We start from the raw sequence: 24,571 nt of genomic DNA, 5'->3' as shown, positions 1-24,571 counted from the left end.
AGGAGCGGATCACCATGGGTGCAAGCATGCTCACCGCCACCATCGCCTACCCGGCCGAACGTACCGAGCCACCGAACTTCGACCGCGGCCGCCAGTTGCTTGAGCAGATCGAGGATCCCACACTCTTCAACTTCGGCGACCCCCAGATCGAGCTGGAGCTGCTGCTGACGGGCCTTGACGGCGAGGCCGACCTCGTCGGCGAGGACGGTGCGGTACTCATCGAGTACGCCCGGCGCGCCGGTTTCGCCATCATCGGCAACCTCGAAAAGGCCCTCGACTCCCGAGAGACGACCTTCCTCACTGCCGCCTACTACAGGATCTACATCTCAGGCGGACTCTCCACAGGCGGCAGCCCCACGGATGCGACCAGCGCGATCTGGAACGCCTACAAGTTGCCCGAGATCGTGCTGGTGGCCATGGGCTTCGCCCCGGACCACGAGTTGCCGCTCTCTCGCGCGAACGGCAGCGGGAACCATACGCCCCTCACCGACACCGACGTAGTCGACGCGATCGCGCTCGGCCTCGGCACCTCCCCGGACTGGCCCGGTGAACACACCCTCGCATGGATCGCCGACACCATCGGCAAGGTGCGCAGCCACCCCGGAGGCCGCGATCCCCGCGAATACCAGGACGAGTTCACCGAGAAGCACGCCGTCGATCCGCTCGACGACAGCTTCCTGGCCATGTACGTCGGCGAAGTGACAGGGGAGGTCGACGGGGATCCCCACCTCTCGGCCGGCCACCGCGATGTCCCGGTGACGGGAGAGGCACCGTCGTGACGTGGTTCCCGCTCCTCCGGCTGCTCGCCCAAGCCTTCCTGAGCGGCATGGCTGGAGCCCTGGCCGTGACCGGCATCTGGCTTGTGACCACAGGTGAGACACCGTCGCCGATGACGGGGCTGGTGTGCGCGCAGATCATGACCACCGCATGGTCGCTCTTCCAGGCCGCCCGCTTCCGGCGCAAGTGGCAGGCGGTCCTCGACTCCTACAACGCGCCTGCCCTGGGTGAAGGGGTCGACATCCTGCACCGGCCACCAGCCGACAACGAGGAGGACAACCCGTGAACGCCGAGCAGTGGAACGCCCTGCACCCGATCGGCACGCCGGTGGTCGCGTATCCCGGTGTCCGCCCGGAGGACCCGCTCGCGGCCGCGGTCCGGAAGCGGCAGGCGGACGGTCGATTCCTGGAAGAGGCCGACGCGGACCTGTGCCGCGCCCTGACGATCGTCACGCGTACTCCGGCCTGGACGCTTGGCCACGGCGACCCCGTGGTGTCCGTCGAGGGCTACCCGGGCGGCATCCACCTCACCCACATTGACGTGATAGTGGAAGCCCCGTCCGAGGTAGCGGTGTCTCGTGGCTGACTACACGTTCGAGACGGTCACCCACAGTGTGTACCGATGGATCATCCCCGCCCCCGAGCCTTGGGGCGTCGCAGCGGAAGAGATCAGCAAAGCGTGGGCCATGGCCGCCGACGCTTACCGGGAGACGCACGAGCTCGCCAGTACAGAGCCGATCCCCGGAGATGCCCTCCGCTTTCACGTCCGCGACGACGCCATCGTCATCGAATACACCACCGAGGAGTGAGCATGACCGAGCGAATCGACCTCAAGCCCGCGCGACCGCGCGCCCCCCTGCGACCGCTGCGTGACTCGTCGTTCTGGGGCGCCGACGTGGGCGGCATCTTCACCTGCTACCGCATCGTGCTGGGCCTGAGGCTCTACCGAGGCCACCAGGCCCAGCAGATCAAGGCGTCTGAGGTGATGCCCGCATGAGCCGCCGTCCGGCCCAGGAACCAGCGATCGACGCGGAGCACGGCGGTGAGATCCACCCCGCCTTCGGCGTCGCGGTTGTCACGCGACGAAGCGGAGGAGGGCGTTCGCTGTTCCAATCCGACCTGCTCCACAACGAGACCGTCTCGCTCTCCGTCCGCGAGGCCGTACGCAAGCGAGACCTCAACCACGACTGGGTCCATCCGGGCCGGGAGCTCGTGGAGATCGAGATGAGCCTCGCACAGTGGGGCTCGCTCGTGTCCTCCATGGGTCTCGGCAGTGGCGTGCCGGTGACCATCCGGAGTACTGAGCGCGACGCCTTCCTGCCCGAGATCCCGCACCAGCCCCGCACCGCCGAGAACCTGCGGGAGGTCCGGGAGGTCACCGACCGGATGTACGTCCGCGTCAAGGAGGCCACGGCGGCGCTGCACGACGCGATCCACGCGAAAAAGGGCGTGAGGGCCACCAAGGAAGCGCTCAACGCGCTCGAGAACGCCGTCGCCCATGTGGGCAGCAACGCCCAGTTCGCCGTCGACTCGCTGGTGGAGGCTGGTGAACAGGTCGTCGCCCAGGCCCGCGCCGACATCGAGGCCCACGTCCTGGAGGTCGTCCGGGTGACGGGTGCCGCGCCCTCCATCGAAGCCCCGCCATTCGGTGCCCCGGCGCTGCCGGAGCCCGTTGCCAGCGGAGGGAAGTCCACCGGTGCCTGAAAACGTCGTGCCCGACGAGCTGTTCGATGCCGACAATCACACCCTGGCCGGCCGCTCCGACTGGATCGTCCAGGACGGCGGGCTCATTCGTGCCCCCATGGTCGGCGACTTCGTCCCCGAGTCCCTCCAAGCCCCCCCTCCGGAGGCCGACTGAAGCACCAGCCTCGACGACGAGGGGAACGCCAGCCATGAACGCACGCACGGCCATGGAGACGCCCTCGCGGCCCCGGGCCGTCATCGTCGACATCGACGGGATGGCCGCCAAGCATGTGCTGCCCGACGGCACACTGCTGCGGGGCCATCACGACTACAGCCTGGTGGTCCGGGATCTGCCCAACCCGCCGGTCATCGATACTGTGAACGCGCTGTGGAACGCTGGTCACCAGATCATCTTCTGCTCTGGCCGGCCCGAGCGTGACGACCGGGGGTACAGCGTCCGCGCTGCGACCCGGCGCTGGCTGGGCCGGCACCTGGGGGAGTGGGCTGACGATTCCCTGCTGCTGATGCGTGGCCAGGGGGACAGGCGCCTGACCACGCGGTCAAGCACGAGCTGTTCAACGCCCACATTCGTGACGCCTACGACGTCCTCCTGGCCCTGGACGACCGTGACCGAGTGGTGGCCCTGTGGCGCTCACTCGGCATCGTCTGCCTGCAGGTCGACGAGGGGAACTTCTGAAGCCGCGACCGCCCATCCAACAGGACCCGCGCTCCGGCCTCGCACGGCGCGAAGTCGCAGCACGGTCTCCTCTTTCTCCTGCCCGGCCCGCCTATCGGAGATGGAGCGATCCATCAATTGCCGCCCATATCGACTCGGCGAGAACCGTCGCATTCGAGTCGACAACAAGCTATTCCCGGATGAGTAGACTGAAGGAATGACTCACAACAGCAATGCTCACGACAGCAGCACTCCCGACGCCGACCTCCCGAGGTTCCCCGTCAATGTCGTCCCGGCCAACCAGCTCAGGCGCGAGGACCTCGCCACGGTGCTGAACACCTTTCGCCGCGGCCAGATCACCCCGCTGATCTTCGGAGACCACAACAAGCCCGAGGCAGTGATCATCCCCTTCGCCGCGTTCGTGCGCCTCATGAAGTACGACCACGCGGCCCACGTCCGTGCTGAGGGTGCTTTCCAGGCCGAGCTCTCCCGCCGCATCCAGGAGTCCGACGCCACCGGCGAGGCGGGCATGACCGTCGAGGAGCTCGCCGAGAGCCTTGGCCCGCTCGGTCAGCAGTGGGCGGATGAGCATCGTGCTGTCCAGCAGGAGAAGCGTGATGAGTGAGCATCAGCCTCCCATCCGCTTCCTGCCGACGACCGGTTTCAAGCAGGACCTCCAGGCGCTCCATGACGCTGCGGTGATGCACCCCCAAGGACCGGAAGACCGGCTCCTGCGGGTGGCTCTCAATCAGCTGGGACGGATCAAGCAGGGCGCGCCAAGTACGCACCCGCTGGAATACCTGTCCAGTTATCCCGACCTCTCCGATTGCGAGACCACGTACGTCGGCGCAGATCCGGGTGCAAAGCCCTCGCACCGGATCGTCTGGCGGGAGCGCGCGCCCCAGCGCCCGGGCGAGCCCGTCACTCGCGAGATCATCGCCCTGGGCGAACGCGCGAATGGGCAGGCCTACTACATGGCCGGCCAGCGTCTGGGTCGCCCCGTGGGCTTCACGCTCGCCGAGCTGGCTGCGCAGCGCGAGCCGATCGCGAGGGACCCGCGACCCCGACAGCGCTCGATCGGAAGTTTCGGCACACCATCCACGAACGAGCCGGACTTCCAGTTCGAGTGACCTGTACCTCGCAGAGGCTGGCGTGTTCATCGTCCTGGTCATCGTGCTTGTGCCGATCTTCGCCATCGTCGACGGCCGAGCCTCGCAACTGCACTCGTCCCACCATGAAGAGAACCCCCATGATGCCTGTGCATCATGGGGGTTCTCTTTTCTGCTCGCTCCTCGTTGTCTACGATGCGGCCCGTAGCTCACGATCCTCGGTGACGTTCTCGAACTCGTCGGCATCCTTGATCGCCCCGTGGGTCTCCGGTGAGATGTCGTCCTCATTGCCCCCCAGTCGGCGGTTGAAGCTGCTCGATGCGGAGAACTTCAGAACCACGTAGTCGTCGACGTTGCTCTTGCCGAAGCGCACCTTGTGACCCTTGTGGTCCTGTCGGTAGAAGCGGCCGAAGCTCGTGAGCACGACCGTCTCTCCGCAGCCGACTGCACCCGTGAGTTCACCAAGCAACGACTCGTACACCTTGTTCACCACTCGGATCGGCAACTCGCTACGAGACGCGACCCGCGAGATGAACTCCCGCTTGCTGACACGCGGATTCGTCTTCTCCATGCCTACACCCTGCCCTGTCGTCGTTCATGCAGATGTTTTACTTAGAAACCAGTCTACCGAATATAGCCATGAGTCGAGAGGGGTGGTCGATCTTATCGAGCGCACTCGCGATGTCTATCGCGACTCATTTTGCTAGAGCTCCAGATCTGGCTCGATCTCCTCTCGCTCGTCCTTGGGCGCATAGTCGACCGACTCGATGATGTTCCGTGTGTTCGGATCGCGGCGCTGGTTCACGACCTTGTTGTGGGACTCCTCGAACCGCTGCTGCGCCGCCACGCGGTGGGCCGCGTCGAGCTTCGCGCCGATGTTGCGCTCCCCGAACTCCATCATCGAGCTCAGTGACGACTTCGCGCCATGCTTGATCGCGTTGACGTGCGGCTTGTTCTGCGCCCGCTGCTGCTCCCATCGGCTCCGGTCCTCCGGCGTGACGTAGCCGAACATCCGCGCGAAACGAGATCCGAACCTGACCTGCTGTTCCTCGCTCTGTTCCTGGCTCATGACCCCTCCTCCTGCTCCTTGTTCGCGTTTCTCGGATCGCCCTCAGGCGGGCTGGTAGTCCTCGGAACCGGCCTCATCCTGCGGGCCGGCCCGCTGCTCGGCCGACGGACCCATAGGGCGCGGCCGCGGCTTGCGCCGCTGCTCCTCGAAGAAGGCACCCGGGTCGTCTACCGCGGCCTGCAGCGTCTGCTGCCAGTTCTCTCCGAGGGTCCGCTTCAGCTCGGCCTCAAGATCCGGGTACTTCTCGTTCACTGCCTCCATCGCATCGACGTACGCGTTGGAGTAGACCCGCTGCTGATCCTCGGGCGGCAGGCCGTCGATGTCCATGCTCGCGATCATCACCTCGGACTGGTCCAGGCGGTGCTGGAGCATGTCGGGCAGCCCGCTGGTGTCCAGCCCCTGTTTCTGCGCCGCGAAGCCGACCAGGTAGCCGAGCATGTTGCCCCCGTAGCTCTCTTGGTCGCCGCGGCCCATCGCGTCGAGCAGCGAGGTCTTCATCGTCTCGGCGAGCTGGATCTGGTGGGCGTCCGCGTCCATGGGCCGGCGCAGCGTGAACATCGCGTCCTCGGGCAGACGCCGGCCCAGCTGGTCGTCGAACTCCCCGCTCCACACCGTACGGACACGGTCCGAGCCCGCGATCCGCTCTTCGTGCGCGGGTGCCTTGACGATCCGACCGTGGGCTACTCCGTTGAACATCGTGCACAGCTCGGGCTCGTACTCCATCCGCTCACCGATGATCCGTCGCGCGCGCTGGACGACCTCCTGGCGCTCCAGGCCGTCCTCACTCATCTGCTCGTGCAGCCGCTTGCGCATTGCCCAGTAGCTATCGCGGATCAGGCCGATGTCCGCGCCCGGCTCACGCATCTTCCAGAAGGCGTTCTCCATGAGTGCGACCTCGGTCATGGCTGCCGAGTCCGGAGTGAACATCTCCCGGTGGCCGCGCTCACGGTGCCGCATGGCGTCGAAGCGCTTGCGCCACTTCGTCGTCAGGTGGTCACGCGGATCCGTGCTGCCGACCAGGCGCCCGCGCCGGGCGTCGCTCGGCACGTCATGGAAGATCCTCTGCCGGTGTGCGATGCCGCTCTCGGCAGAGGCGACCATGCCGCGGGTCCTGGTGTCGATGCGCTCCTGGATCTTGTCCTTGAGAGGCTGGAGGTAGCTGTCCATCTCCTTCTTGAAGTCCGGGGCGAGCATCCGCATCGTCATCACCATGCCGACCGCCTGGATGATCGAGTTGGCATTCACGCCGCGCGAGAGCGGCTTGAGGCACGACTGCATCATCATCTGCATGTAGACGTGATGCATGACGCCGAGATCCCGCGTCCGCTCCGCGTCGTTGAAGCCGGGCACCAACAGCTTCGAGTCCCGCAGCGAGGCCATGTACTTCTCACCGGCCAGCCGCGTCTCCGCCCGGAGCTTGAGCAGTTGCTCGCGCTGATCCAGACCCTCGCTCTCGTCCTCGGCCCGGTCGACGTCGATCTGGTGCACGCGCTCACGGTCGGCCATCCGCTCCCGGGTCTTCTTGCCGAAGAACCCGCGGGTACGGTCCCGGAGCCGATCGCGCCAGACGCGCGCACCGTCAGCATCCTCCGGTCCCGGCTCGCCGATCACTTCAGCGTCGATCGGCTCGTCCGAGCGCGAGTCCGACTCGGCATACGTTTTGCCTCCCGGCTCACCGGCCTGATGCCGATCGTCGCCCACGGGAAGCACCTTGGCCGCGCGCCGACGGCTTGGGGGTCCCGTTCCCAGCTCCTTGTGCTGTGCCATCTCAATACCCCATCCCGTAGTCGTCGTCGCCCTGCGGCTGGTCGATCTCGATGCTCGGCGTGTACACCGGACGCGCCGCGCCCACGCGCACGGCATGCGCAGAGCGGCGATGCGCGCCGCGGGTGCGGGAGGTCTCCGCGTCCTGAGAGATCACGTCGCGCTTGACCAGCGAGTCATCGACAGCGATCACGGCGTTGTCCAGGCTGTGCGTCTCGGCGGAGCCAAGCCGGTCGAGCTGCCGGGACATCTCCGCCCGAGCCTTCCGAGTCCCCGAGGACGCGAACTGCTCGTTCTTCTCGCCGGCGTAGACGCTCTCGCGGTTCCTGGCAGCCTCGACCAGATCGGCGAAGGCGCCGCCATAGGCCATCCGGTCCATCACGGTGCCCCGCAGCGACGCGTCTTCCTCCAAGTTGCGGATGAGGCCGGTCTTCGGGTCCTCCAGCGCACTGGCCACGCGGGCCACATAGTCCGGGTTGACCGTGACTCCGAAGCCCTCCTTGGACTCGTAGAACTCAATGAACTGCTTCTCCCACTCCTCAGCCGTAGCCTGGACGGGCTCACCGTCGAGGAACGCCGTGCGCCACTGGCCCGGGCCGACGTGCTCGATGCTGTGGCCCCTCCAGAGATCGCGGCCGGGGCCCTGGAGCATCGCGTACTTGTGTCGGGCCTCGGCAGCGTCGTGCTTGGCCTGCAGAATTGACTGGGTCACCGGGTAGGTGACCTCCAGGACGGCCTTGAGGTCCTCGCCGCGCAGCGCGCGAACGGCGCGCTGGCTGAACGAGCCGCCCAGACCGGTGCCGTGGGCCTTGATCGCCGTGGCGAACATCGAGGCTTCCTGGTCGGCCTGCGTGATGCCAGGCGTGCCCTGCGCATCGCCAAGGTTCCGGGCGTAGTCGGTGAGCTTCTTCTCGCTCCCCTTGGCACCGGTCTCGACACAGACCTCGCGCACACTCTGCAGGTGCGCCTCGCGATCCGAGAACGTCAGCGCCGCACCGAACTCGCCACGCTGCGCCTGACGGTACAGCCCGCTCAGCTCCTCCGTCACGACCTGCTGGGCGAGCGTGATGTCCTCCGGCTGCTCTGCGCCCGTGAGCGCCTGCAGCCGGAGCCGGTTCGCCTCGCTCCGCGAACTCTGCAACTCCTCAGCCAGTGCGACGTCCTTGGAGAGTGCGACCTGGGTGTCCAGCGACACCTGCATGGCCAGCGGGTGCGAGCCGTCGCCCTTGACCACGCCGGTGTCCAGCAGGTTGGCAGGCACCGAGAGCTTCGCCAGGGCCTCAGCCTTGGCGGCCTCGCTGTGCAGCTTCACCACGGCGACGGCGTCGCCGTCGAAGTCGCCGTCGAAGCAGGCGTCCATCACCGGGTTGATCGCGGCGCCGGTGAGCCGGTCGTCGATCGCGACCCGCATGTAGCGCACGCCGGCGTCACGGAGCACCGGGTCACGCCACACCAGCGCGTGGTCGCCCTTGGCCAGCCCCAGTTGCTCGGCCTTGGCCGAGCTGAGCGCAACTTGGTCGACGTCCAGCCGCGGGTCTGAGGTCCACACCATCGTCGCCGAGTCGGTGAGCCGCGAGGCCATCAGCCCGGTCTTGAAGATGTTGTTCTTGCCTGTCAGCACCCGGTTCTGCACGTCGGTCGTGATCGCCTCGAAGGCGCGCTGAGCGCGCGAGACCGACTCGCTCATGCCTTGGCGCACCTCGGCGCGCTTCTCCGCGGACAGGCCCTGGCTGGCGAGCTGCTCGGCCATGTAGCGGTAGCGGCAGGCCTCGACGAAGACGTCCTGGTAGCCGCGGGTGTAGTCGTGCGTGACGGAGGACCCGTCCTCGAACTCCTGGCCACTGCGCAGATACGAGGACATCACCGGCAGCTTCCACGAGCTCGCGCTCACCGTCTCGGTCTGCTCACCGGTCGGATATGTGAGCGGGAACGGGATCTCCATGTCGCCGCCGCGGTCGCCGATGAGGGCGCCGAAGGATTTGCGCATCGCCGTGGTGTTGAGTCCCGGGAGCTGGCCCGCCTTGCGCGGCTGAGTGCGCAGCAGCCCGGGCATCGGGATGAACCGGCGCTCGGGGCGCTCGTCGAGGCCCTCGGCCTGGCCGACCACCCGCAGCGTGCCGTCAGCCTCCACGTCCATGCCTGTCACGAGCAGGTACTCGCGCAGGTTCGATTCGGCCCCGCTGTTGTGGCCGTAGAACTCGTGCATGATCGACGGGCAGTCCTGAGACTGCAGCGCCCAGGCCAGCTGCGAGGAGGCCTTACGGCCCTTGCCGGCACGCACCTGCTGGTCGTCGTAGATCTTCGTCTTCTCGTCGACGGCCATGTGGGTGACCACGAAGCGCATCTCGCCCAGGGCACTCGGCCGCAGTTCTCCGTCGGGGGAGCGCAGGTCGGAGACGTTCCCGCTCATCAGCTCGCGCGCCGAGCCCGCGTTGCGCCGGGAGATCAGGCTGAACGGGCTCATCACCACGTCCAGGCCCGGGTTGACCCGGAACCAGTTGACCTCCTCGACGACATCCTGCTCCTGCGCGTCCTGCAGCGGCATGTCCCGGTCGACGATCAGCGAGATCACGCCCTTGTTGCCGTGCAGGTCCGAGATCTTGTCGCCCACGACGAGATCGCGTTCCCGGCCGCCGGCCCCGCGGATGCGGTGGCGCTCGGCGAACTCCTTCGACACCACGATCGGATCGTCAGCCGTCCAGCCGCCGAAGGTCATCAGCGCCGTCTTCGCCGGCGCGGTGACCTCAGAAGACTGCATGATCGTCGAGGCCGTCATCTGCTGGCGGTCGAACGGGTCGTACCGCAGCGTCTCGAGCTCGGGGAGAGCCATGAGCGGCGCACGCTGTCCGCCCACGCTCTCGTCGCCCGGCACGATCCGGCCGTCGGCGTCGACCCGGGCCTGAGCCGTCAGGTACCGCACGATGCCCTGGTTGGTCGCGCCTCCGGTCATCACCGGGTCGAAGTAGCCGCTGGGTGCGACGACGTTGTTCCGGTCCTTGCCGGTGAGCACCGTCATGTTCCGCCCGCCGGTGAGCCGCCAGGCGTCGAAGCGGTTGTCGTCAGCCGGGTCGGTTCGGTCGCGCTGGGCGCGGTACTCGGCGTAGATCGTCGAGCCTGCCTTGATCTCGTTGGAGTAGCGCGCACGGCGCGCCTCGGTCTGCAGGATCGCGGCCGTCCACTCGTCCAGGTGTTCCTTGATCTCGCCGGTGGACTCGTCGAGCCGGTACGTGGTGGCGCGTTCGATGAAGTCGATCGGGTGCTTCGTGCCGTACAGCTGCGAGTAGACCGCGTTGAGCGAGGAGGGCTCGCCGGTCTCGCTGCGCCCGGCGATGAGGTCGCCGGCGATCTGGTACTGGATGCGCTCGTGCATGAGCTGCTCGTAGCCGCGCAGGCGTGTGCGTTCCTCGACCGAGGTCGGAGCCTCGCCCGGAGTCTGGGCCGTGATCGTGGCCTCGTAGCCCGGCACGACCAGGGCGTTGTTCCCGCTGGCGAAGGCGGTGGTGATCTCGCCGTACTCGCCGACATCGAAGACCTGGCCGATCTCACCCGAGATCGGGCTCCCCTTGCCGTCACGGCGCAGCTTCTCGCCGCTCCAGCGGATGACGCCCTGCTCGTCGATCAGGATCTCGGAGACCGTCGCCGCGTTGCGCTCGATGCTGTCACGCACGGTGACCCCGATGCGCCGCATGAACGCGGATTCGTGATCGGCGATCGGCACGGAGCGCTCGGCGTTGAAGCGGACGAGCCGGTCCTTGAACCGGGTTGTCTGGAAGGTCGAGCCCATCATCTCGTCGGGGGAGATTCCGCAGCGACGGAGCGCCGAGGCGAGGTTGTCGAGGTTCGACCACTGCCCGGTGGGGCTGGTCATGTACCGCGCTACCCGGTCCGGGTTGAAGCGCTGGTCGACCCACTCGCCGTCGATGTGGTGGGGCTGGGCCTCCCAGGTCCCGACGAGTTCGAAGGGGACGTCCTCGCCGTGCTGTCGGACCTTCTCGACGGCGGTGCCGCCGTAGGCGAGGTTGCCCATCTCGGGTACCTCCCCAGGCTGCAGCTCGCCGATCTCCTCCAGGCGTTCCTGGTACATCTCTTCGGTCGCGCCCGGGCGCAGAAGGTCGCTGTTCGCGCCGGTGAGCACATCCCAGTACGAGCGCTGAATCGCAGCGACCTCGGCGTCAGCCGAGTACTCCGGCGGCTCGATCGCATCCAGCTGTCCGCCGGTTCGCTCCAGCTCGTCCTCGGCACGAGCAATGAGGTACTCGACGCCAAGGGCCGCCTGCAGGTTCGCCCGAGCACTCTCGACGCCGGCCTTCGCGTAGGCCTCGGCCGGCTCGGCGTCGATGAAGAAGGCCGGCAGCGAGCGGTTCTTCGCGTCCCGGCGCAGCATCACCTTCGCCCCGGGCCGGGGGCCAGACTCGCCGGGGACCGTGTAGTCGCCAACCACGAACATCGACTCGCGGTCGACGTGGTAGCTGTCGGGCACATCCACCACCGTGCGGCCGCGGCCGCGCTCCTGGTGCGTCGTGCCGGTTTCACCGGCGGCGTGCCCCGGAAGATCCGTGCGCTCGACGCGATGGCCCTGGGCGAAGCGCAGTAGCTGGACAGCTTCCGCCGGCGAGGGGGAGTAGACCGCCATGCTGCCGGGGACCCGGTAGTTCGTCGAGTAGCGCAGCACGGTGCCGTTGTCGTAGATCCGTGCCCCGGCGTACTCCTCCTGACGTGTGTCGATGAGGCGGATCTCCATGCCGGTCCCGGCGATCCTCGCCTTGATCTGGCCCGGCTCGCGGTCGCGCATCACCTCGTAGGACACGCCCTGAGCTTTCAGCTCTTCGAGCAGTGCCGCCGAGCGCGCCACGGCGCGCTGGGACATGAAGCGGTTGCGGTCGACGTGGTTCGTCTGTGGGGTCCGGCCGCCGTCGATGACCCACTCGCGGACCTGGTCGTATTCCCGCTGGCTCATCTTGTCCATCAGCGCGGTGAGTCCGGCGGCGTCGTCGCTCGTCATCGCGCGGCCTGCCTCGAACGGCCTGCCATCGTCGTCGATGCGCCAGAGCACCATGTTTCCGCGCCGCGGGTCGGCCAGGGTCTCCACCTCACCGCCGGCCACGCGTCCGATCGTCTCGTCCGGCAGGTACACCAGCGCAGTCCCGGCGCGCTTCACCGTCGCGCGTTCGGACCAGTGGGGGTCGTAGGGGCTGATCGGCAGCCGGGCCGACTTCGGGTCGACCTGGGTACCGACGCCGGTGGCGCGGGTGAACTCCCGCTGCGACTGCTGGTAGCGCTCGTTCCGCGGGGAATGGTCACCGAACTGCGGCTCGTAGCCGGCCACCCGCTCACCGAATGCCTGGTCGATGGTGGTGAGGCAGTCGGTGACGCCCAGCCGCGGGTCGGCCAGCGCGGTGCCCCGTCGGCCGAGGATCTCATCGACCCGGGCGCGGATCGCCTTGGCCTGGGAGATCGGAATGACCTGTCCGGTTTGCTCCCGGGCCTGCTCGACTGCCTTGTAGTAGACGTACTCGTAGAAGTACCTTCGCAGTCCGTGCGCCTTCTTCACTGCTAATCAAGCCCCTATGAACACTCGGAGTTGCATAAGTATTCATAGATACTAACCCGTCCATCAAAAGGAAGCGATAGGCCATTCGAAAGGTTAGTGCCGAGGCGGTCTCTCCTAGTCGAGAGGCGGCCTCGGCACTGGTCGTGATCCTCGCCAGGCACCCCAAGGGGGCGCCGGCTACTTCGAGTTCATCTCGATGGCCATGGCCCGGTCGAGCCGGCCGTCGGCCAGCACCTCCCAGCTCGGCAGCGAGGCCAGGTACTGGTAGAAGGCCGAGTGGACCTTCACCGTCACCAGCGACTTCAGGTCCTGCTCGGTGACGTCCTCCTCGGCGAACACCCGCGAGTCCACGTCGTTCACGTGACCGTTGATCCGGCGGGCCGCATGGGCGTACGCGTCCGAGCGGATCCGGCTGATGTACGTCTGGGACCCATCGGCGCTGCGCAGCTCGCCGTCGCCGCCGACCGAGAAGTGCTCGCGATCCTGTTCCAGCTCGGTCTGCGCCGACTTGTAGGCCTCACCGATCTCGATGTCCAGGCTCTTGACCTTCGCCGAACCGTCAGGGTTGACCAGCATCTCCTTGCTGATCGTCCCCTCGGCGTAGAGCAGACGCTGCCGCTCGACGCTGACCGCCCGACTCTCGGCGACCGCAACCCCGACCTCGACGTTCTCGATGAACTGGTCCTCGTCGAACATACTCATCCCGGCGTACTCGTCGGGGTCGACAACCACCGGAGCGTTGGGGTCCTGACCCTCGTCGACCGTGGTCATCGTGGTGATGACCGCCATGACCTCGTCGGCGTAGACATCCGGGTCCAGGCGCTCGATGTCGACCTCCCGGTAGCCGTAGATCTCCTTGTACTGCGCCTTCGCGTCCGCGGCCCTGACCGCCTGCCGCATACGCTTCTCCAGCATCTTCACGAAGTCCGGCTGGTTCATCCGTACGTCGAAGTCCACAGCACTGGACAGCGTCGGGATCGTCTGCAGCGAGTACGTGTGCCCCGGGTGCTTGATCGTGTTCCCCAGCAGCCGGAACGACATCGGCAGGATCGTCTGGTTGCGGTTCCAGATCGGCGCGTCGCCGGCCCGGAAGACGATCGAGTTGCGCGGCGCGAGGAAAGCCATGTCGTTGTAGCTGATCAGCGGTTCCTCCTTGGTGCTCATCGTGTAGGAGACCCGGCCCTCGGTCTTGCCGCCGATGACCTTGTCGAGATCCTGGCTGATCTGCTTGCTGTCCCTGTACACCCGGTGCGTCTTGCCGCCCATCTTCTCCAACACCTCGATCATCGAGTCGTCCGTGGACTTCAGGAACACGATGTTCGAGGTGTTGCCCTGCACGATCTTGTCGACCGACTCGCCGTAGACGTCGCGCAGCTGTTGCAGGGTCTGCAGGATGAGCGTGAACTGCTGTTCCTGCCCCAGGCCGATGGAGAGCATCGTCTCGAAGCCGTCGATGCCCTTGCCCTCCGACTGCAGGTTGCCGAGCTCGTCGAGCATGAACCGCGTGCGGTAGAGAGGCTTCTGGTTCGACTTCGTCATGTACGCCTGGTCGGCGCTCACGTCGAACAGCTGCTTGACCAGGATAAGGATCAGCTTCGCGTACTTCATCAGGTGAGGCGGAGTCACCAGGAACAGCGCCTTCGGGGACTCCGAGTAGCGCGCCAGTGTCTGAGTGATCGCCCGTGCCTGGTACGAGACCTTCTCCGGGTTGCCGCCGCCGGAGAAGTCCAGCCGTGTGTCCGGGTAGAGCGTGTCCCCGGGCTGGAAGGAGAGGGTCTTCCCGTCCCGGGTGCCGCCCTCGCGTACCGGCTTGAGCTCACGCATCACACCGTTCTTCACGATCTTCTTGCCCGTCACCGGCTCGACCACGTAGTGCCGGCCGTTGAGCGAGAGCCGGTAGTTCTTCGTGAAGCTGAAGTAGAAGCTCCGCACCAGCATCTTCGTCTGCGGGTTGACCAGCTCCAGTTTGAGCCAGGCATCGTCGTCGGGGAACTTGCCCTTGAAGTTGTACCGCGCCCAGCCCTCGCGGCCGACGATCTCCTCGTGCGTGAAGTCCTCGCCCAGGTTCTCGGTGAACATCGGGTCCGCGTAGGCCGACCACACGGCCTGCTGACCGACGAGGTGGTCGCGCTTGACGTAGTTCGGCGCGAAGCGCACGCCGAGGCGACGCGGGAAGCTCAGGCCGGCCAGGTCGGTGTTCTGCGAGGGCTTGCCCGAGGTCAGCGTCGAGATCGTGGGGTCGGTGAAGAACGACATGGCGGTGATCGCGATGCCGTATACCGAGGCCAGCATCTTCTCCGCCCCGGCCATCGAGCGCAGCGCGTTGTGGGCGTTGCCCACCAGCGTGCGCATGTTGTTGCGGGGCAGCTCCTCGCTCGCGTTGAAGTACAGGCTGAGCATGTCCTGGTCAGCCTTGCCCTCCCACATGAGGGCCTGGGCCGCCGCCTTCTCCTGCTCCTCGGCCAGGGCGTCCTCGTTGTTCTCGAACTCGCCGGCCTTGACCCGCTTCTCCAGCTCGGCCTCAGGGTTCTTGATCTTCTTCGAGCTCATCTGCACGAAGAGCTGGTAGCAGTTGTAGAGGGTGACCTTGCCCCAGAGGTCATCGAGCTTCTGCTCCACCAGGGCCAGATCCATGTTCAGCACGGCCGCGGCGCTGCGCAGCTCCCGCTCCTCCTCCAGGTAGAAGTCGATGAGTCCGTAGGCCGCGCGCTTGAAGGCGTTGTTGGCGGCATTGGGCCAGACCGGGTCCTCGCTGCCGTCGAGCGGAAAGAAGATCCCGGCGATGTTCTCCACGTACAGTGCGCACTTGGTGAAGTTGCCCTCACGCGCCGCGTCGGCCGCCAGCCCCAGGATGTTGTAGATGTCGGTCTTCATGGAGTTGATCAGATTGAACTGCACCGGCTCGAACCCGCGGGTGACCAGGGCGACGTAGTTCTTCACCAGCAACTCGCCCTTGGGGTCGTTGATGACCATGTTCGAGGGTTTCTTCTCACGCGACCACATGTCGATGACCGGCTCGATGTATGTCTGGCCCTTACCGGCCCGGGTGATGGCCAGCACCATGGTGTTCACCGGCGCGGTGTCGACCACGTACGCCCCGGCCGGGCGCTGGACCTCGTACGCCGGGAACGCCCAGTCCTCCTTGATCAGGTCAGCGACGGTCTGGTACTTGTCCGACCCGAAGCCGAGCTTGTCCCGGTTCCTGCCGTCAGGGTTGTACGGGATCAGCCTGGTGTCGTACTTCTGACGCAGCCCCTTGTCCTCGGGGAGTCCTGATGCCTCGAACAGCTCGTCGCCGAAGTCCTCGTCGATGATCGGCAGGGTCTGCGTCAGCGGACTGCCCTCGTCGTCGTCCATGACCTCGCCGGCGTAGTAGACGAGGTTCCCCTTCTTGTCGATGACGTCCTTCTTGGCGCGCTGGGCGACCTCGACGGTGCCCAGGCCCTTCTTCCTGAGCATCATGTGGCTGAGCATCGAGCTGACCTGCACGCTCGAGTGAGCACCGGCGTCGGGGAACCAGTCGTAGTTCTGCTGGATCTCTTCCGGCAGGGCGATGTGCTGGTCGTTGTGGTGCTGGTTGATGTCGCTCGTGTCGTTCATCAGGTTCGCCGCGGCGACCTTCCGCGAGAACCACGTGCCGATGATGAGGGCGACCATCAGACCCGAGCCGAGCGTGATGAAGAGTTTGAACCCCGAGAAGTCGGCCAGCTGCTCGCCGACAGTCGTCGAGCTCTTCTTGGGCTCAGACGGCCTCTCGGCGCTGGGCTTGCCGTCCTTCGCCGCGGTGTACCAGCGGGGGACCGGGACAGCCTCGGCGCTGGGATAGCACCTGGCCTTCACGTCCGGGTTGCCGTCCTTGGTCAGAGGCCGGTAGCACTTCACGACCGAGCCGCCCGCACCGGTCGTGGTGTCCTGGGCGTAGTACGTGCTCGGCATGCCGGTGCTGCTGCCGGGCCTGCCCGAACCCGCGGACGCGCCCGCCGAGAGCGCCGCCGTGGCGATGAGCGAGTAGAGGACCCAGACGACGACCGTCACCAGCGCGCCGGCAATCACCGCGACGACGATGCCCGGTCTGGTCGACCTCAGGGTCGAGAACTTGCTGCGGTCGAGCTGCTGGTTGTCGTAGACGTCTCGGTTCGTCAGCGTCTCGCCGGGCGACCGCGCTGAGATCTTGTCCCAGCTGCTCGCCTCAGGCCGTGACGCCTTCCGCCTGTTCGTGGCCATCGTGATCCCTTGCTTTCGGGTCCCGCCCGTTCTGCTTTCCTGCTGTCCAGCGCGCCTGCCTGCGCAGACGCCGACGGCGCATGGGGAACGCGCCCCATGCGCCGTAAGATCACCCCGTCGGACTGACCGGATCGCTCAACGGGCCAAGACCACCCCGACGATGAAGCCGGCCACGCCCATCAGGAGCGAGAGCGTGACGATCATGACGACGAGGATCTTGTTCGAGCGGCTCTGCATCTCGGAGGCCCGCGCCAGCTCGTTGGCGTAGGACTCCTTGTCGGCCTGCATCTCCGCCAGGCGCACCTCATACCGCCTGGCCACGGAATCCTCGACCGTCGACAGCTGCTGGAGCAGGTCGGTGGCCCGCGCCACCTGAGAGCTGGTCTTCTCCTTCTCCAGGTCGAGGTTGTGCTGCCACTCGGTGTCCCGAGCCGTCATCTGCGTGATGGCGTCCTTGCGGTTGCGTTCGAGCTCTTCCCTCATCCGGCGGATCCGGTCGGCGTGCTCAGCGCGCACCGACTCCAGGAGGCCCTGCTGCTCCCGGCGTAGGACGCCGATCTCGTCCTTGGTCCGCAGGTGCTCGGCCAGCGTCTCGGACTGGGCGATGTCGGCCTTGCGGTTGTCGTCGACGATCCGCTGGATCTCGGACTTCCACCGGTTCAGGCGCTTCTCCTCGGCCGCCAGGTACTCCGACTGCCGCTCGGCCAGAACCTCGAAGATCCGGGTCTGCCCGGTCTGCATCTTCAGCGTCGCGTCCGAGCGCCGGACCCGCAGGATCTCCTGCCGGTTGTGCGCGTGGGTATCCTCGATGTCCCGTTCGATCACGGCGACGGAGTCGATCTGCTCGCGCTCCATCTTCGAGCGGTTGCGCTCCTTGTACTGCAGTTCCGCCGAGAGCGCCGCCTGCTGGGCCACCTTGGAGGCCTGCGACTCGTAGTCCTTGGCGATCTCCGCCCGGCGGGCCCGGATCTTCTCGTCCTTCTCCGTCTGCCGCTGCTGGTGCTCGGACTCGGCGGCGTCCTTCAGCAGCTTGTACCGGGAGCCCGCGCGGTCGGTGGCCACATCGCGGATGACCTGCTCGGTGTGCGCCGACATGAGGTTGACGTAGAGCGCACGCAGCTCATCCTCGTGCGCGGAACGGAGCTGCGTCAGGTCGGCGTTGGCCTGCCTGTTGAGCTGGGCGACCTGGTCCCCGAGCCACTCCGTCGCGCCCTCGGGCACAGCGATCTGCACGACCGGTGCGCCGATGGCGAAGGTCGCGTTGAACTCATCGAGCCGGATATCCAGGTTCAGCTCCTCGGAGAGGAACCGGCGGGCGATGACGTCGCGCACCTGGGTCTGATCGGCCGGCAGCACAGTGTCGCCGGCCTCCTGGTAGTCACCCTCGATGCCGTAGCCGGCGTCGGTCTCGTCGAAACCCTCGTAGCCGGCCACCTCGTCGCCGTCGTAGTCCGGCCCCGATTCGACCGGAGCGGTGCCCGCGTCGTCCTCGTCGAACATGGGTGTGTCCGCCTCCTCGTCGTCGACGACGTCGCTGAAGAGCGGCTCGTCGTCCGGGCCCTCGTCAGCCCCCTCGTCCTCGGGGATCTCGTCGAAGATCGGATCCCCCTCGTCCTCCCCGAGGACCGCGGGGACAGTGCCGATGGCCCCGGCCTCGGCGACCAGGCCGCTGTGCTCCGCCCACGCCTTCTCGCCCAGGGCCTCTTCGAGACTCGTGGTGCCTGCGAGGACGGAGCGCGCCTGCGCGAAGGTCGCATCGTTCACCAGATCGACGAGGAGATCGCCGCCGGGCTTCTGCCACACGACGGCCCAGGCGTAAGTGGCGCCGGTGAGCAGCGAGTACTCCTCCGCGCGCGCGAGAGTCTCGCCGGTGGGGATGATGCCGAAGACCTCCTCTTCGATCATCTCCGCCGTGGCCACCGTGCGGATCTGGTCGGAGCTGATGAGCTCGATGATCGAGCCCTTCGCTTCGTCCCGGCCGTGCCGCTTGCTCAAGCCGCCGATGTCGTCGGCTGCAAGCACAAGCATCACCCAGGCCGTACCGCTGGGAAGGACGAACGGAGTGTTCGACCGCAGCAGCTCGACTGCGGCCGGGATCGCCGTCTCTCTCACCACGGAGGCCAGAAGCTCGTCGGGCTTCTTCTTCCGTTCCTTCCTCTGGCGGACCGATGCCGTTCCCAGAATGCCCATTGATCCCGATCCCTTCGCCAAAAGAACACAGTTCGCCTAGTTTATGAGACCCTATCGCCGCCCTATCCGAGTAGGCAACTAAAGGGAGTGGATGGGCTATCGACTCATTGGTCACTGGTTGCCGTCGTCCTTGACTGACTCATCGCACCGCACTGACCTCGACGTAGGCATCGGAACTCAGCAGGTTCTTGTCGTCGCTGACCAGGTCGCCGACGACGTCGATGCGGATCCGTCGCTGCGTTGGGTGCTCGTTGAGGAACGTCGCCACCGCGGTGGTGACCTCATCGGTCAGCTTCGACACGGCCGCACGCGCGCCACCGGCATCGGAGTCGGTGTCGCCCTTGTCCTCGATGAGGTACTGCAGGACCCTTGAATCGACGTCGACCCGTACGTTGTGCTTGACGAACACCTCCTGCACCATCTGGCGCAGCTTCTTCCGCACGATCTTCTGCTGCGTCGGCAGTGACAGCGGCTGGAAAGGGACGATCGCGTCGATACGACCCAGCAGCTCGGGCGGGAACCGGTTGTCGCCCGTCGTCGAGGAGATGGAGCGGCGGATGAGTTTCTCGTACTCCATCAGCTGCTTGCCCGAGCCGGTGTCGTCGGCGGCGTACTGCGAGATGCTCTTGTAGATCTCCGAGCCGGCGTTCGTCGTCAGCACGATGTACGTGTTGAGGAAGCTCACCTCACGGTTGTTGTCGTCGTTGAGCCGGCCGTCGTCGAGCACCTGCAGCAGCACGCGCGTGACCATCGCCGAGGCCTTCTCGACCTCGTCGAAAAGCAGCACAGCGTGGGAGAGGTCCCACACACGCTTGGTGAGCTCGGAGCGGAAGGCCGCGAACGAGGTGTCCTCGGCGTACTCCGTCATGTCGAACCGGATCAGGTGCCGCTGGTCGTCGCCGAACAGCAGCTTCGCCAGCTGCTTGGTGAGTTCGGTCTTGCCGACACCGGTGGAGCCCGTGAACAGCAGGCTCGCCATCGGCTTTCCCTTGTCGTTGAGGTCCGCCACCGACAGCTGCAGACGACGTGCCACCGCGCCGGTTGCCCAGTCCTGGCTGAACACCTTCTCGTCCAGCTGCTTCTTGATCTTCGCGCCGTCGACCTTGAAGGCCACGTTGACGTTCAGGGTCTCCATGAGTACGTCCGAGAGCAGGGCCCGGTCCATCGGCCGGTGCGTCAGGCGATGCCAGCCGACCATGGAGTCGAGCACGAGAATCGACTTGCGCGGCTGGGCGCTGGCCGGCATGTAGCGCTGGGTGTACTCGTAGATCTGCCGGAAGATGTGGTCGTCGTAGAACTCGCCCGCCACCCCGTACCGTTCGGCCATACCCTGAAGGATCTTGATGGTCGTCGCCTGGTCCGGCGGGCTGAGGTTGATGCGCTGCAGTCGCTCGACGAGCGGCTGGTTCGGCGAGATGTGCTTGTGGAACTCCTCGTAGGTCGTCGCCGCGATGATCCTGATGCCGCGGGTTCCCGAGGCAGCCAGGACCGGCTTGATCGCCTCGACGGTGGCGTCGGAGAGCTGAGCGATCTGGTGGAACTCGTCGATGAAGAGGACCAGTTCGTGCATCTCGTCCCTGACGAAGTCCTCGGCCTCGTCGAAGAAGCCCTTGAGCATCGCGGCCATGTTCTCGGCACTGCCCGCCGCGGAGACCATGCGCGCCGGATCCACTTCGAGGTAGAGGCGGTCCTTGTCGACCAGCATCGTGGCCTGGACCAGGGCCGTCTTGCCCGTGCCGGCTTCGGCCAGCAGGAGCGCGTTGCACAGCTCGGGACGGCTCATCGAGGCCAGCAGCTGTGTCATCTCGTGCTCGCGGCCGACGATGTCGCGCTCGGCCTTCTTCAGCGGCTCCGAGAGCTTGGAAAGGAGCCGGTAGCGCTCGTTGAGCTGCGCCTCTTGAAACATGCCGCGCAAGACCTCTCCACTGGAGTGCAGATATGGCGGGGAAATGAGAGAGGTCGCACCATGGACTCCGGCGCCTCTCGTGACGTGCTCTGGTTGCTGTCGCTCACCCCCCCGTACTCGGGCTCGCGGACCGAGGCCTTTGTCGGGCCCCGCACTGCGCGGTCTGCGGGTCACAAGTTCCGGTGCTTCGCTGAGGGGGAGAGGGCGCCGTCGGGGATTGACGGCGCCCTCTGAATGCTCGGGCGGGCGGAACCGGCCTGACGGCACGGCGGCCATTGAAGGGCTGGTCAGCTGGGCTCGCTAGACGACCGGTGAGGCCGTGAAGTTGTGACTGTGGTACCCACCACAGCACTTGCGCCAGTCGAGCTGTAGAACGCCGTCCGCGAGCCCCTTGGCGCTGTCGGCCTTCCACTGGTCGGCCCAGAGGCCCCGGCGTTGTCGGACAGCCAGCCGAACCCTGGAGCTGGACTCCAGCTGATCCCGGACATGACTATTCTGAGCACGGCGCGGTAATACGCGCCTGCCAGGGCACCCCAGTGGTTGGTTTGGGTTCCAGTGCTGGTGGTGTAGCGACTCGGGCGAGTCAGTGGTGGCCGTTCCTGCGCGAACAGGGACGGCCACCGGTATTTTCAGAAGGGGCTTGACTCAGCCTCAGCCGACCGTCGGCTCGTCGACCTCGACCGCCTGCTTGGGTTCGACAGCCGCGGCCTGAGCCTGCGACTCCTTGGCCGCGGCCTGTGCCTCGCGGGCGGCGCGCATGGACGCGAACTGGTTGTCCAGCGTCTTGTTGTCGACCTTGAACTCGGAGGCCTCGACAGACTTGGTGTTGACCACCAGGCCGGTGCCACGTGTCGCGGGCATCACGTTGCCCTTGAAGCCGTAGATGGTGCCGACCTCGTTGCCGCCCTTGTCCAGGATCGGCTCGGTGTTCGGCCCTGCGGCCTTGGCGATCTCCTCCATCTGGCGGGTGGAGTACGGAGCGCCGTTGTTGTAGTGGACCTTGCCGTTCTCGCCCTGGATCCGATCGGACTTCAGGTGCAGGTCCGTCTGTGCCGGGCCGCGCGGATCTCGAGCGTCGAGCTGGACGTCGGCGTACTGGGACTTGCTGTCCCTCGTAACGCCGTTCTTGTAGACCTTCGCGATGAGGTTGACGCCGGTCATCGCGCCCTTGCCCTTGAGAAGTGCCATGATCTCATCCTCATTTGCTCCGACTGCCCTCTGACAAGTCGGACGTGATCAGTCACATTGCCCAGACGGGGAGTCGATTCCCCGTCGAACGCTCCTTACGCTAATGCTGCGATGTGACATTCGGCAAGTCTTTGACTAGTCTTTCTGGTCGAGCTCTGAGTAGGTCGAGATAGGGGATGGATTCGAGTCCAATCCCATTCCGGCGTCCATTGAGGTCACCGCCTGATCGACCTGGGCCTGGACCCGCACGACGAGACCGGCGTCCAGCGGCGGAGCCTCGGACCGCCGCATCCGCTCGGCCTGCTCGCGCTCGGCGCGCAGCTCCGCGATCCGGGAACGCAACACGAGCGGGCCAGATCCCCTGTCCGTCCGCTGAGACGTCAGCTCCCGGGAGACCCGTGTCATCGCCGCGACATCGTCCACCGGCAGGTCGGGAATCGCCTCGGCCTGGCCGGACTGGTCCAGGTAGTCCATCGCCGCCAGCAGCAGCCGTCGGCGGTCCAGGGTCGTCCCGGCGAAGTTCTGGCGTGCGCGCGGCCCGATCTCGACGTCGGTGACGAAGTCGTAGCCCAGGTGGTGCAGGTCCAAGGCCTTGACCTCGTCGAAGTCATCCGCGGCACCGGCAACAATCTCGAAGTCCGCGCTGACCACGTCGGTCTCCGTGCTCGCCGGATCCCCGGCGCTCGACCCCACGCGCAGCACCAGGCCGGAGCAAGCGAGATCGGCCCGCAGATCGTCCACCTTCTGGTCATAGGACTGCTTCATCGTCCGGATGCGGGCGTCCAGCACCGCCCGGCCGTGCTTGCCCTCGGCCAGGAGCCTGCCGCCGGGCTGATCGTAGATTGTCCGGCCCAGCCTCTCGGCTTCCTCGGGGTCCTTCATCCGCTGCAGGGAGGTGTCCGCGCGCAGCGCCATGAGCGAAAGCAGCCGCTGGCCGTAGGTCGCCATCTCCTGCTGCTGCTCGTACCACTGGCCGCCGTCCCCGAGGAGGGGCAGGAAGCGCCTGTACTTGCTCACCAACTGCCGGTGGTAGCCCTCCTCGAAGCGGTAGAAGTCATAGAGCGGGCGCGAGTCCTCAGCGGCCGTGCCGGCCTTCTCGGCCCGTTCCCACTGCTGCGCGAGGTCGCGGTAGACCCCGACCTTCTCCCAGTGGTGCTGCAGACGTGAGGCGTAGCTGCGCAGCCGGAAGCCGAAGGAGACCAGATCAGCTCCCGCGTTCTCGTCGCCCCCCTGCCGATCCGTAGCCAGCACCGCCATCTGCTGATAGTCCATCCCCATGACGTCGAGCATCGGCGTACGCACGCGCAGCTCCGACTCCGGTATGGCCCTCAGCATCTGGTAGACGCCGTTGACGGCGCGCTCCATGATCTGTACGCGTCCCCGCTCGACCAGCTTCTGCCATTCCTCCGTGCTCAGGGATTCCTTCGCGCGGCGCTCGTTGGCGTAGTCCACGATTTGCTCCATGGCCTCCGGCATCGGGGACCCGGCACGTTCGAGCTGCTCCTTAACGAGCTCGGTCACCAGCTGGTTCGCCTTGCGCATGCGAGCGTCGTTCGAGCCGGCGCGCCACAGAGTTCGGTCCGCGGGTAGGCAGGCGAGCAGGAACTGCGGCAGAGACTCGGCGCGGATGCGCTCGTGCGCCCACCGCTTGATGAAGGTGGTGACGTTGCGCCGCTCGTAGCCGACGGCGCTGGAGAGGTGAGCCACCGCCTGCTTCTCGTCGAGCCAGGTATCGATGCCGCGGCGCAGCCGGGACTTGTGCCGGTCCAGCAGCTTGCCGCGCTGTGTGCCGTTCTTCGTCACCTGGCCCCGGCCGCCGTCGACCATGGCCAGGTGGCAGTGCACGTGCTCGGTGTCGATCTGGATGACCCCGACGTAGCGCAGGTCGTCGAAGCCGCTGGTGCCCGAGCTCATCCGCTCCAGGCCGTGCATGATCGCCATGCGCAGCTTCATCTGGTCGATGTGCCCGCGGTAGTCACCGCGGGCTTCGCAGTGGAAGTCCTCGTCGACGATCTTGTGCTTCCGCAGGTACTTCTCGTCGAAGGACAGCACGGTCTTCAGTACGGTGTGCCCGGCGTCGAAGTAGTGCTGGATGTCCTTGCTGGCCGCCTTGAGCTGCTCGTCGGAGAGCGAGACCGAGCCGTAGCCGAAAGCCACGCCGCCTTTGCCCTGGGCCTGGCGCATCTCACGCTTCGCCGCGCCCCGCGAGATACCGGCGCGCTCGACGGCTGACTCCCGCGCCATGTAGCGCAGGATGAAGTCGTCGGTGCGCAGGCGCTGGATCGGAGCCAGTGACTCCGTCGCCTGTTCGCGGGCCATGTACCGGGTGACGTAGTCGCCCGGCGTCGCGCCGCGCGATCCTTTGCCGCCGGGCAGCGGCACGCTGAACTCATTGACGATCACGATGCCCTGCTTCAGGCTCATCGTTGCTCTCC

Annotated in this window: 18 protein-coding genes; 9 read left to right on the top strand and 9 right to left on the bottom strand. The window is 66.4% G+C overall.

Annotated features, from left to right (window positions below):
• Positions 1-14: 14 nt before the first annotated feature.
• The 9 genes from ACIO5D_RS15980 (at position 15) to ACIO5D_RS15940 (ending at position 4,265) form a co-directional block, all read left to right on the top strand.
• Positions 15-779 (top strand): hypothetical protein, encoded by a 765-nt coding sequence (locus ACIO5D_RS15980; RefSeq protein WP_400795589.1) that lies wholly within the window; start codon positions 15-17, stop codon positions 777-779.
• Positions 776-1,063 carry a hypothetical protein gene (locus ACIO5D_RS15975; protein WP_400795587.1) on the top strand — a complete coding sequence of 96 codons (288 nt, stop codon included), beginning with the start codon at positions 776-778 and terminating at the stop codon, positions 1,061-1,063. Before ACIO5D_RS15980 ends, ACIO5D_RS15975 begins: the two co-directional genes overlap by 4 nt.
• The gene (locus ACIO5D_RS15970; protein ID WP_400795585.1) at positions 1,060-1,362 is read left to right on the top strand and encodes a hypothetical protein; all 303 of its coding nucleotides are present in this window, start codon (positions 1,060-1,062) and stop codon (positions 1,360-1,362) included. Before ACIO5D_RS15975 ends, ACIO5D_RS15970 begins: the two co-directional genes overlap by 4 nt.
• Positions 1,355-1,585 (top strand): hypothetical protein, encoded by a 231-nt coding sequence (locus ACIO5D_RS15965; RefSeq protein ID WP_400795583.1) that lies wholly within the window; start codon positions 1,355-1,357, stop codon positions 1,583-1,585. Before ACIO5D_RS15970 ends, ACIO5D_RS15965 begins: the two co-directional genes overlap by 8 nt.
• Before the next feature lie 2 nt (positions 1,586-1,587).
• Positions 1,588-1,773: a hypothetical protein gene (locus tag ACIO5D_RS15960; RefSeq protein WP_400795581.1), complete on the top strand. Its 186-nt coding sequence runs from the start codon at positions 1,588-1,590 to the stop codon at positions 1,771-1,773.
• A complete protein-coding gene (locus ACIO5D_RS15955; RefSeq protein ID WP_400795579.1) occupies positions 1,770-2,480 on the top strand; it encodes a hypothetical protein in 711 nt (236 codons plus the stop codon). The genes ACIO5D_RS15960 and ACIO5D_RS15955 overlap by 4 nt, the downstream gene beginning before the upstream one ends.
• The gene (locus tag ACIO5D_RS15950) at positions 2,473-2,634 is read left to right on the top strand and encodes a hypothetical protein (RefSeq protein WP_400795575.1); all 162 of its coding nucleotides are present in this window, start codon (positions 2,473-2,475) and stop codon (positions 2,632-2,634) included. Before ACIO5D_RS15955 ends, ACIO5D_RS15950 begins: the two co-directional genes overlap by 8 nt.
• Before the next feature lie 718 nt (positions 2,635-3,352).
• On the top strand, positions 3,353-3,760 hold the full coding sequence (locus ACIO5D_RS15945; protein WP_400795573.1) for a hypothetical protein: 408 nt from the start codon (positions 3,353-3,355) through the stop codon (positions 3,758-3,760).
• Positions 3,753-4,265 (top strand): hypothetical protein, encoded by a 513-nt coding sequence (locus ACIO5D_RS15940; RefSeq protein ID WP_400795570.1) that lies wholly within the window; start codon positions 3,753-3,755, stop codon positions 4,263-4,265. Before ACIO5D_RS15945 ends, ACIO5D_RS15940 begins: the two co-directional genes overlap by 8 nt.
• A gap of 169 nt (positions 4,266-4,434) precedes the next feature.
• Here ACIO5D_RS15940 and ACIO5D_RS15935 read toward each other — a convergent pair whose 3' ends face one another.
• The 9 genes from ACIO5D_RS15935 to mobL form a co-directional block, all read right to left on the bottom strand.
• On the bottom strand, positions 4,435-4,815 hold the full coding sequence (locus ACIO5D_RS15935) for an HU family DNA-binding protein (RefSeq protein ID WP_400760387.1): 381 nt from the start codon (positions 4,813-4,815) through the stop codon (positions 4,435-4,437).
• 132 nt (positions 4,816-4,947) lie between these two features.
• Positions 4,948-5,313 carry a hypothetical protein gene (locus tag ACIO5D_RS15930; RefSeq protein WP_400760389.1) on the bottom strand — a complete coding sequence of 122 codons (366 nt, stop codon included), beginning with the start codon at positions 5,311-5,313 and terminating at the stop codon, positions 4,948-4,950.
• A 42-nt stretch (positions 5,314-5,355) separates the two neighbouring features.
• On the bottom strand, positions 5,356-7,014 hold the full coding sequence (locus ACIO5D_RS15925) for a hypothetical protein (protein WP_400795567.1): 1,659 nt from the start codon (positions 7,012-7,014) through the stop codon (positions 5,356-5,358).
• Between the two features lie 67 nt (positions 7,015-7,081).
• Positions 7,082-12,628 (bottom strand): hypothetical protein, encoded by a 5,547-nt coding sequence (locus ACIO5D_RS15920; protein WP_400795565.1) that lies wholly within the window; start codon positions 12,626-12,628, stop codon positions 7,082-7,084.
• Positions 12,629-12,805: 177 nt separating this feature from the next.
• The gene (locus ACIO5D_RS15915; RefSeq protein WP_400795562.1) at positions 12,806-16,852 is read right to left on the bottom strand and encodes a type IV secretory system conjugative DNA transfer family protein; all 4,047 of its coding nucleotides are present in this window, start codon (positions 16,850-16,852) and stop codon (positions 12,806-12,808) included.
• A gap of 135 nt (positions 16,853-16,987) precedes the next feature.
• Positions 16,988-19,042: a hypothetical protein gene (locus ACIO5D_RS15910; protein WP_400795559.1), complete on the bottom strand. Its 2,055-nt coding sequence runs from the start codon at positions 19,040-19,042 to the stop codon at positions 16,988-16,990.
• A 139-nt stretch (positions 19,043-19,181) separates the two neighbouring features.
• Positions 19,182-20,948, bottom strand: a complete 1,767-nt coding sequence (locus tag ACIO5D_RS15905) for an AAA family ATPase (RefSeq protein WP_400760403.1) — start codon at positions 20,946-20,948, stop codon at positions 19,182-19,184.
• A gap of 651 nt (positions 20,949-21,599) precedes the next feature.
• Positions 21,600-22,136, bottom strand: coding sequence for a hypothetical protein (locus ACIO5D_RS15900; RefSeq protein ID WP_400760405.1), 537 nt, complete (start codon positions 22,134-22,136; stop codon positions 21,600-21,602).
• Positions 22,137-22,271: 135 nt separating this feature from the next.
• Positions 22,272-24,560 (bottom strand): relaxase MobL, encoded by a 2,289-nt coding sequence (gene mobL / locus ACIO5D_RS15895; RefSeq protein WP_400760408.1) that lies wholly within the window; start codon positions 24,558-24,560, stop codon positions 22,272-22,274.
• Between the last annotated feature and the right edge of the window lie 11 nt (positions 24,561-24,571).

This window comes from Kitasatospora sp. NPDC087315 (assembly GCF_044744345.1).
In the GTDB taxonomy this organism is placed as follows: domain Bacteria; phylum Actinomycetota; class Actinomycetes; order Streptomycetales; family Streptomycetaceae; genus Kitasatospora.
The sequence above is the reverse complement of the archived record's forward strand: the minus strand, read 5'-3'. Positions and strand labels throughout refer to the sequence as shown.

Coding starts and splice junctions, on each gene's coding strand:
- ACIO5D_RS15980 (WP_400795589.1), top strand. CDS start 15: ATGGGTGCAAGCATGCTCACCGCCACCATCGCCTACCCGGCCGAACGT.
- ACIO5D_RS15960 (WP_400795581.1), top strand. CDS start 1,588: ATGACCGAGCGAATCGACCTCAAGCCCGCGCGACCGCGCGCCCCCCTG.
- ACIO5D_RS15955 (WP_400795579.1), top strand. CDS start 1,770: ATGAGCCGCCGTCCGGCCCAGGAACCAGCGATCGACGCGGAGCACGGC.
- ACIO5D_RS15945 (WP_400795573.1), top strand. CDS start 3,353: ATGACTCACAACAGCAATGCTCACGACAGCAGCACTCCCGACGCCGAC.
- ACIO5D_RS15940 (WP_400795570.1), top strand. CDS start 3,753: ATGAGTGAGCATCAGCCTCCCATCCGCTTCCTGCCGACGACCGGTTTC.
- ACIO5D_RS15935 (WP_400760387.1), bottom strand. CDS start 4,815: ATGGAGAAGACGAATCCGCGTGTCAGCAAGCGGGAGTTCATCTCGCGG.
- ACIO5D_RS15930 (WP_400760389.1), bottom strand. CDS start 5,313: ATGAGCCAGGAACAGAGCGAGGAACAGCAGGTCAGGTTCGGATCTCGT.
- ACIO5D_RS15915 (WP_400795562.1), bottom strand. CDS start 16,852: ATGGCCACGAACAGGCGGAAGGCGTCACGGCCTGAGGCGAGCAGCTGG.
- ACIO5D_RS15910 (WP_400795559.1), bottom strand. CDS start 19,042: ATGGGCATTCTGGGAACGGCATCGGTCCGCCAGAGGAAGGAACGGAAG.
- ACIO5D_RS15905 (WP_400760403.1), bottom strand. CDS start 20,948: ATGTTTCAAGAGGCGCAGCTCAACGAGCGCTACCGGCTCCTTTCCAAG.
- ACIO5D_RS15900 (WP_400760405.1), bottom strand. CDS start 22,136: ATGGCACTTCTCAAGGGCAAGGGCGCGATGACCGGCGTCAACCTCATC.
- mobL (WP_400760408.1), bottom strand. CDS start 24,560: ATGAGCCTGAAGCAGGGCATCGTGATCGTCAATGAGTTCAGCGTGCCG.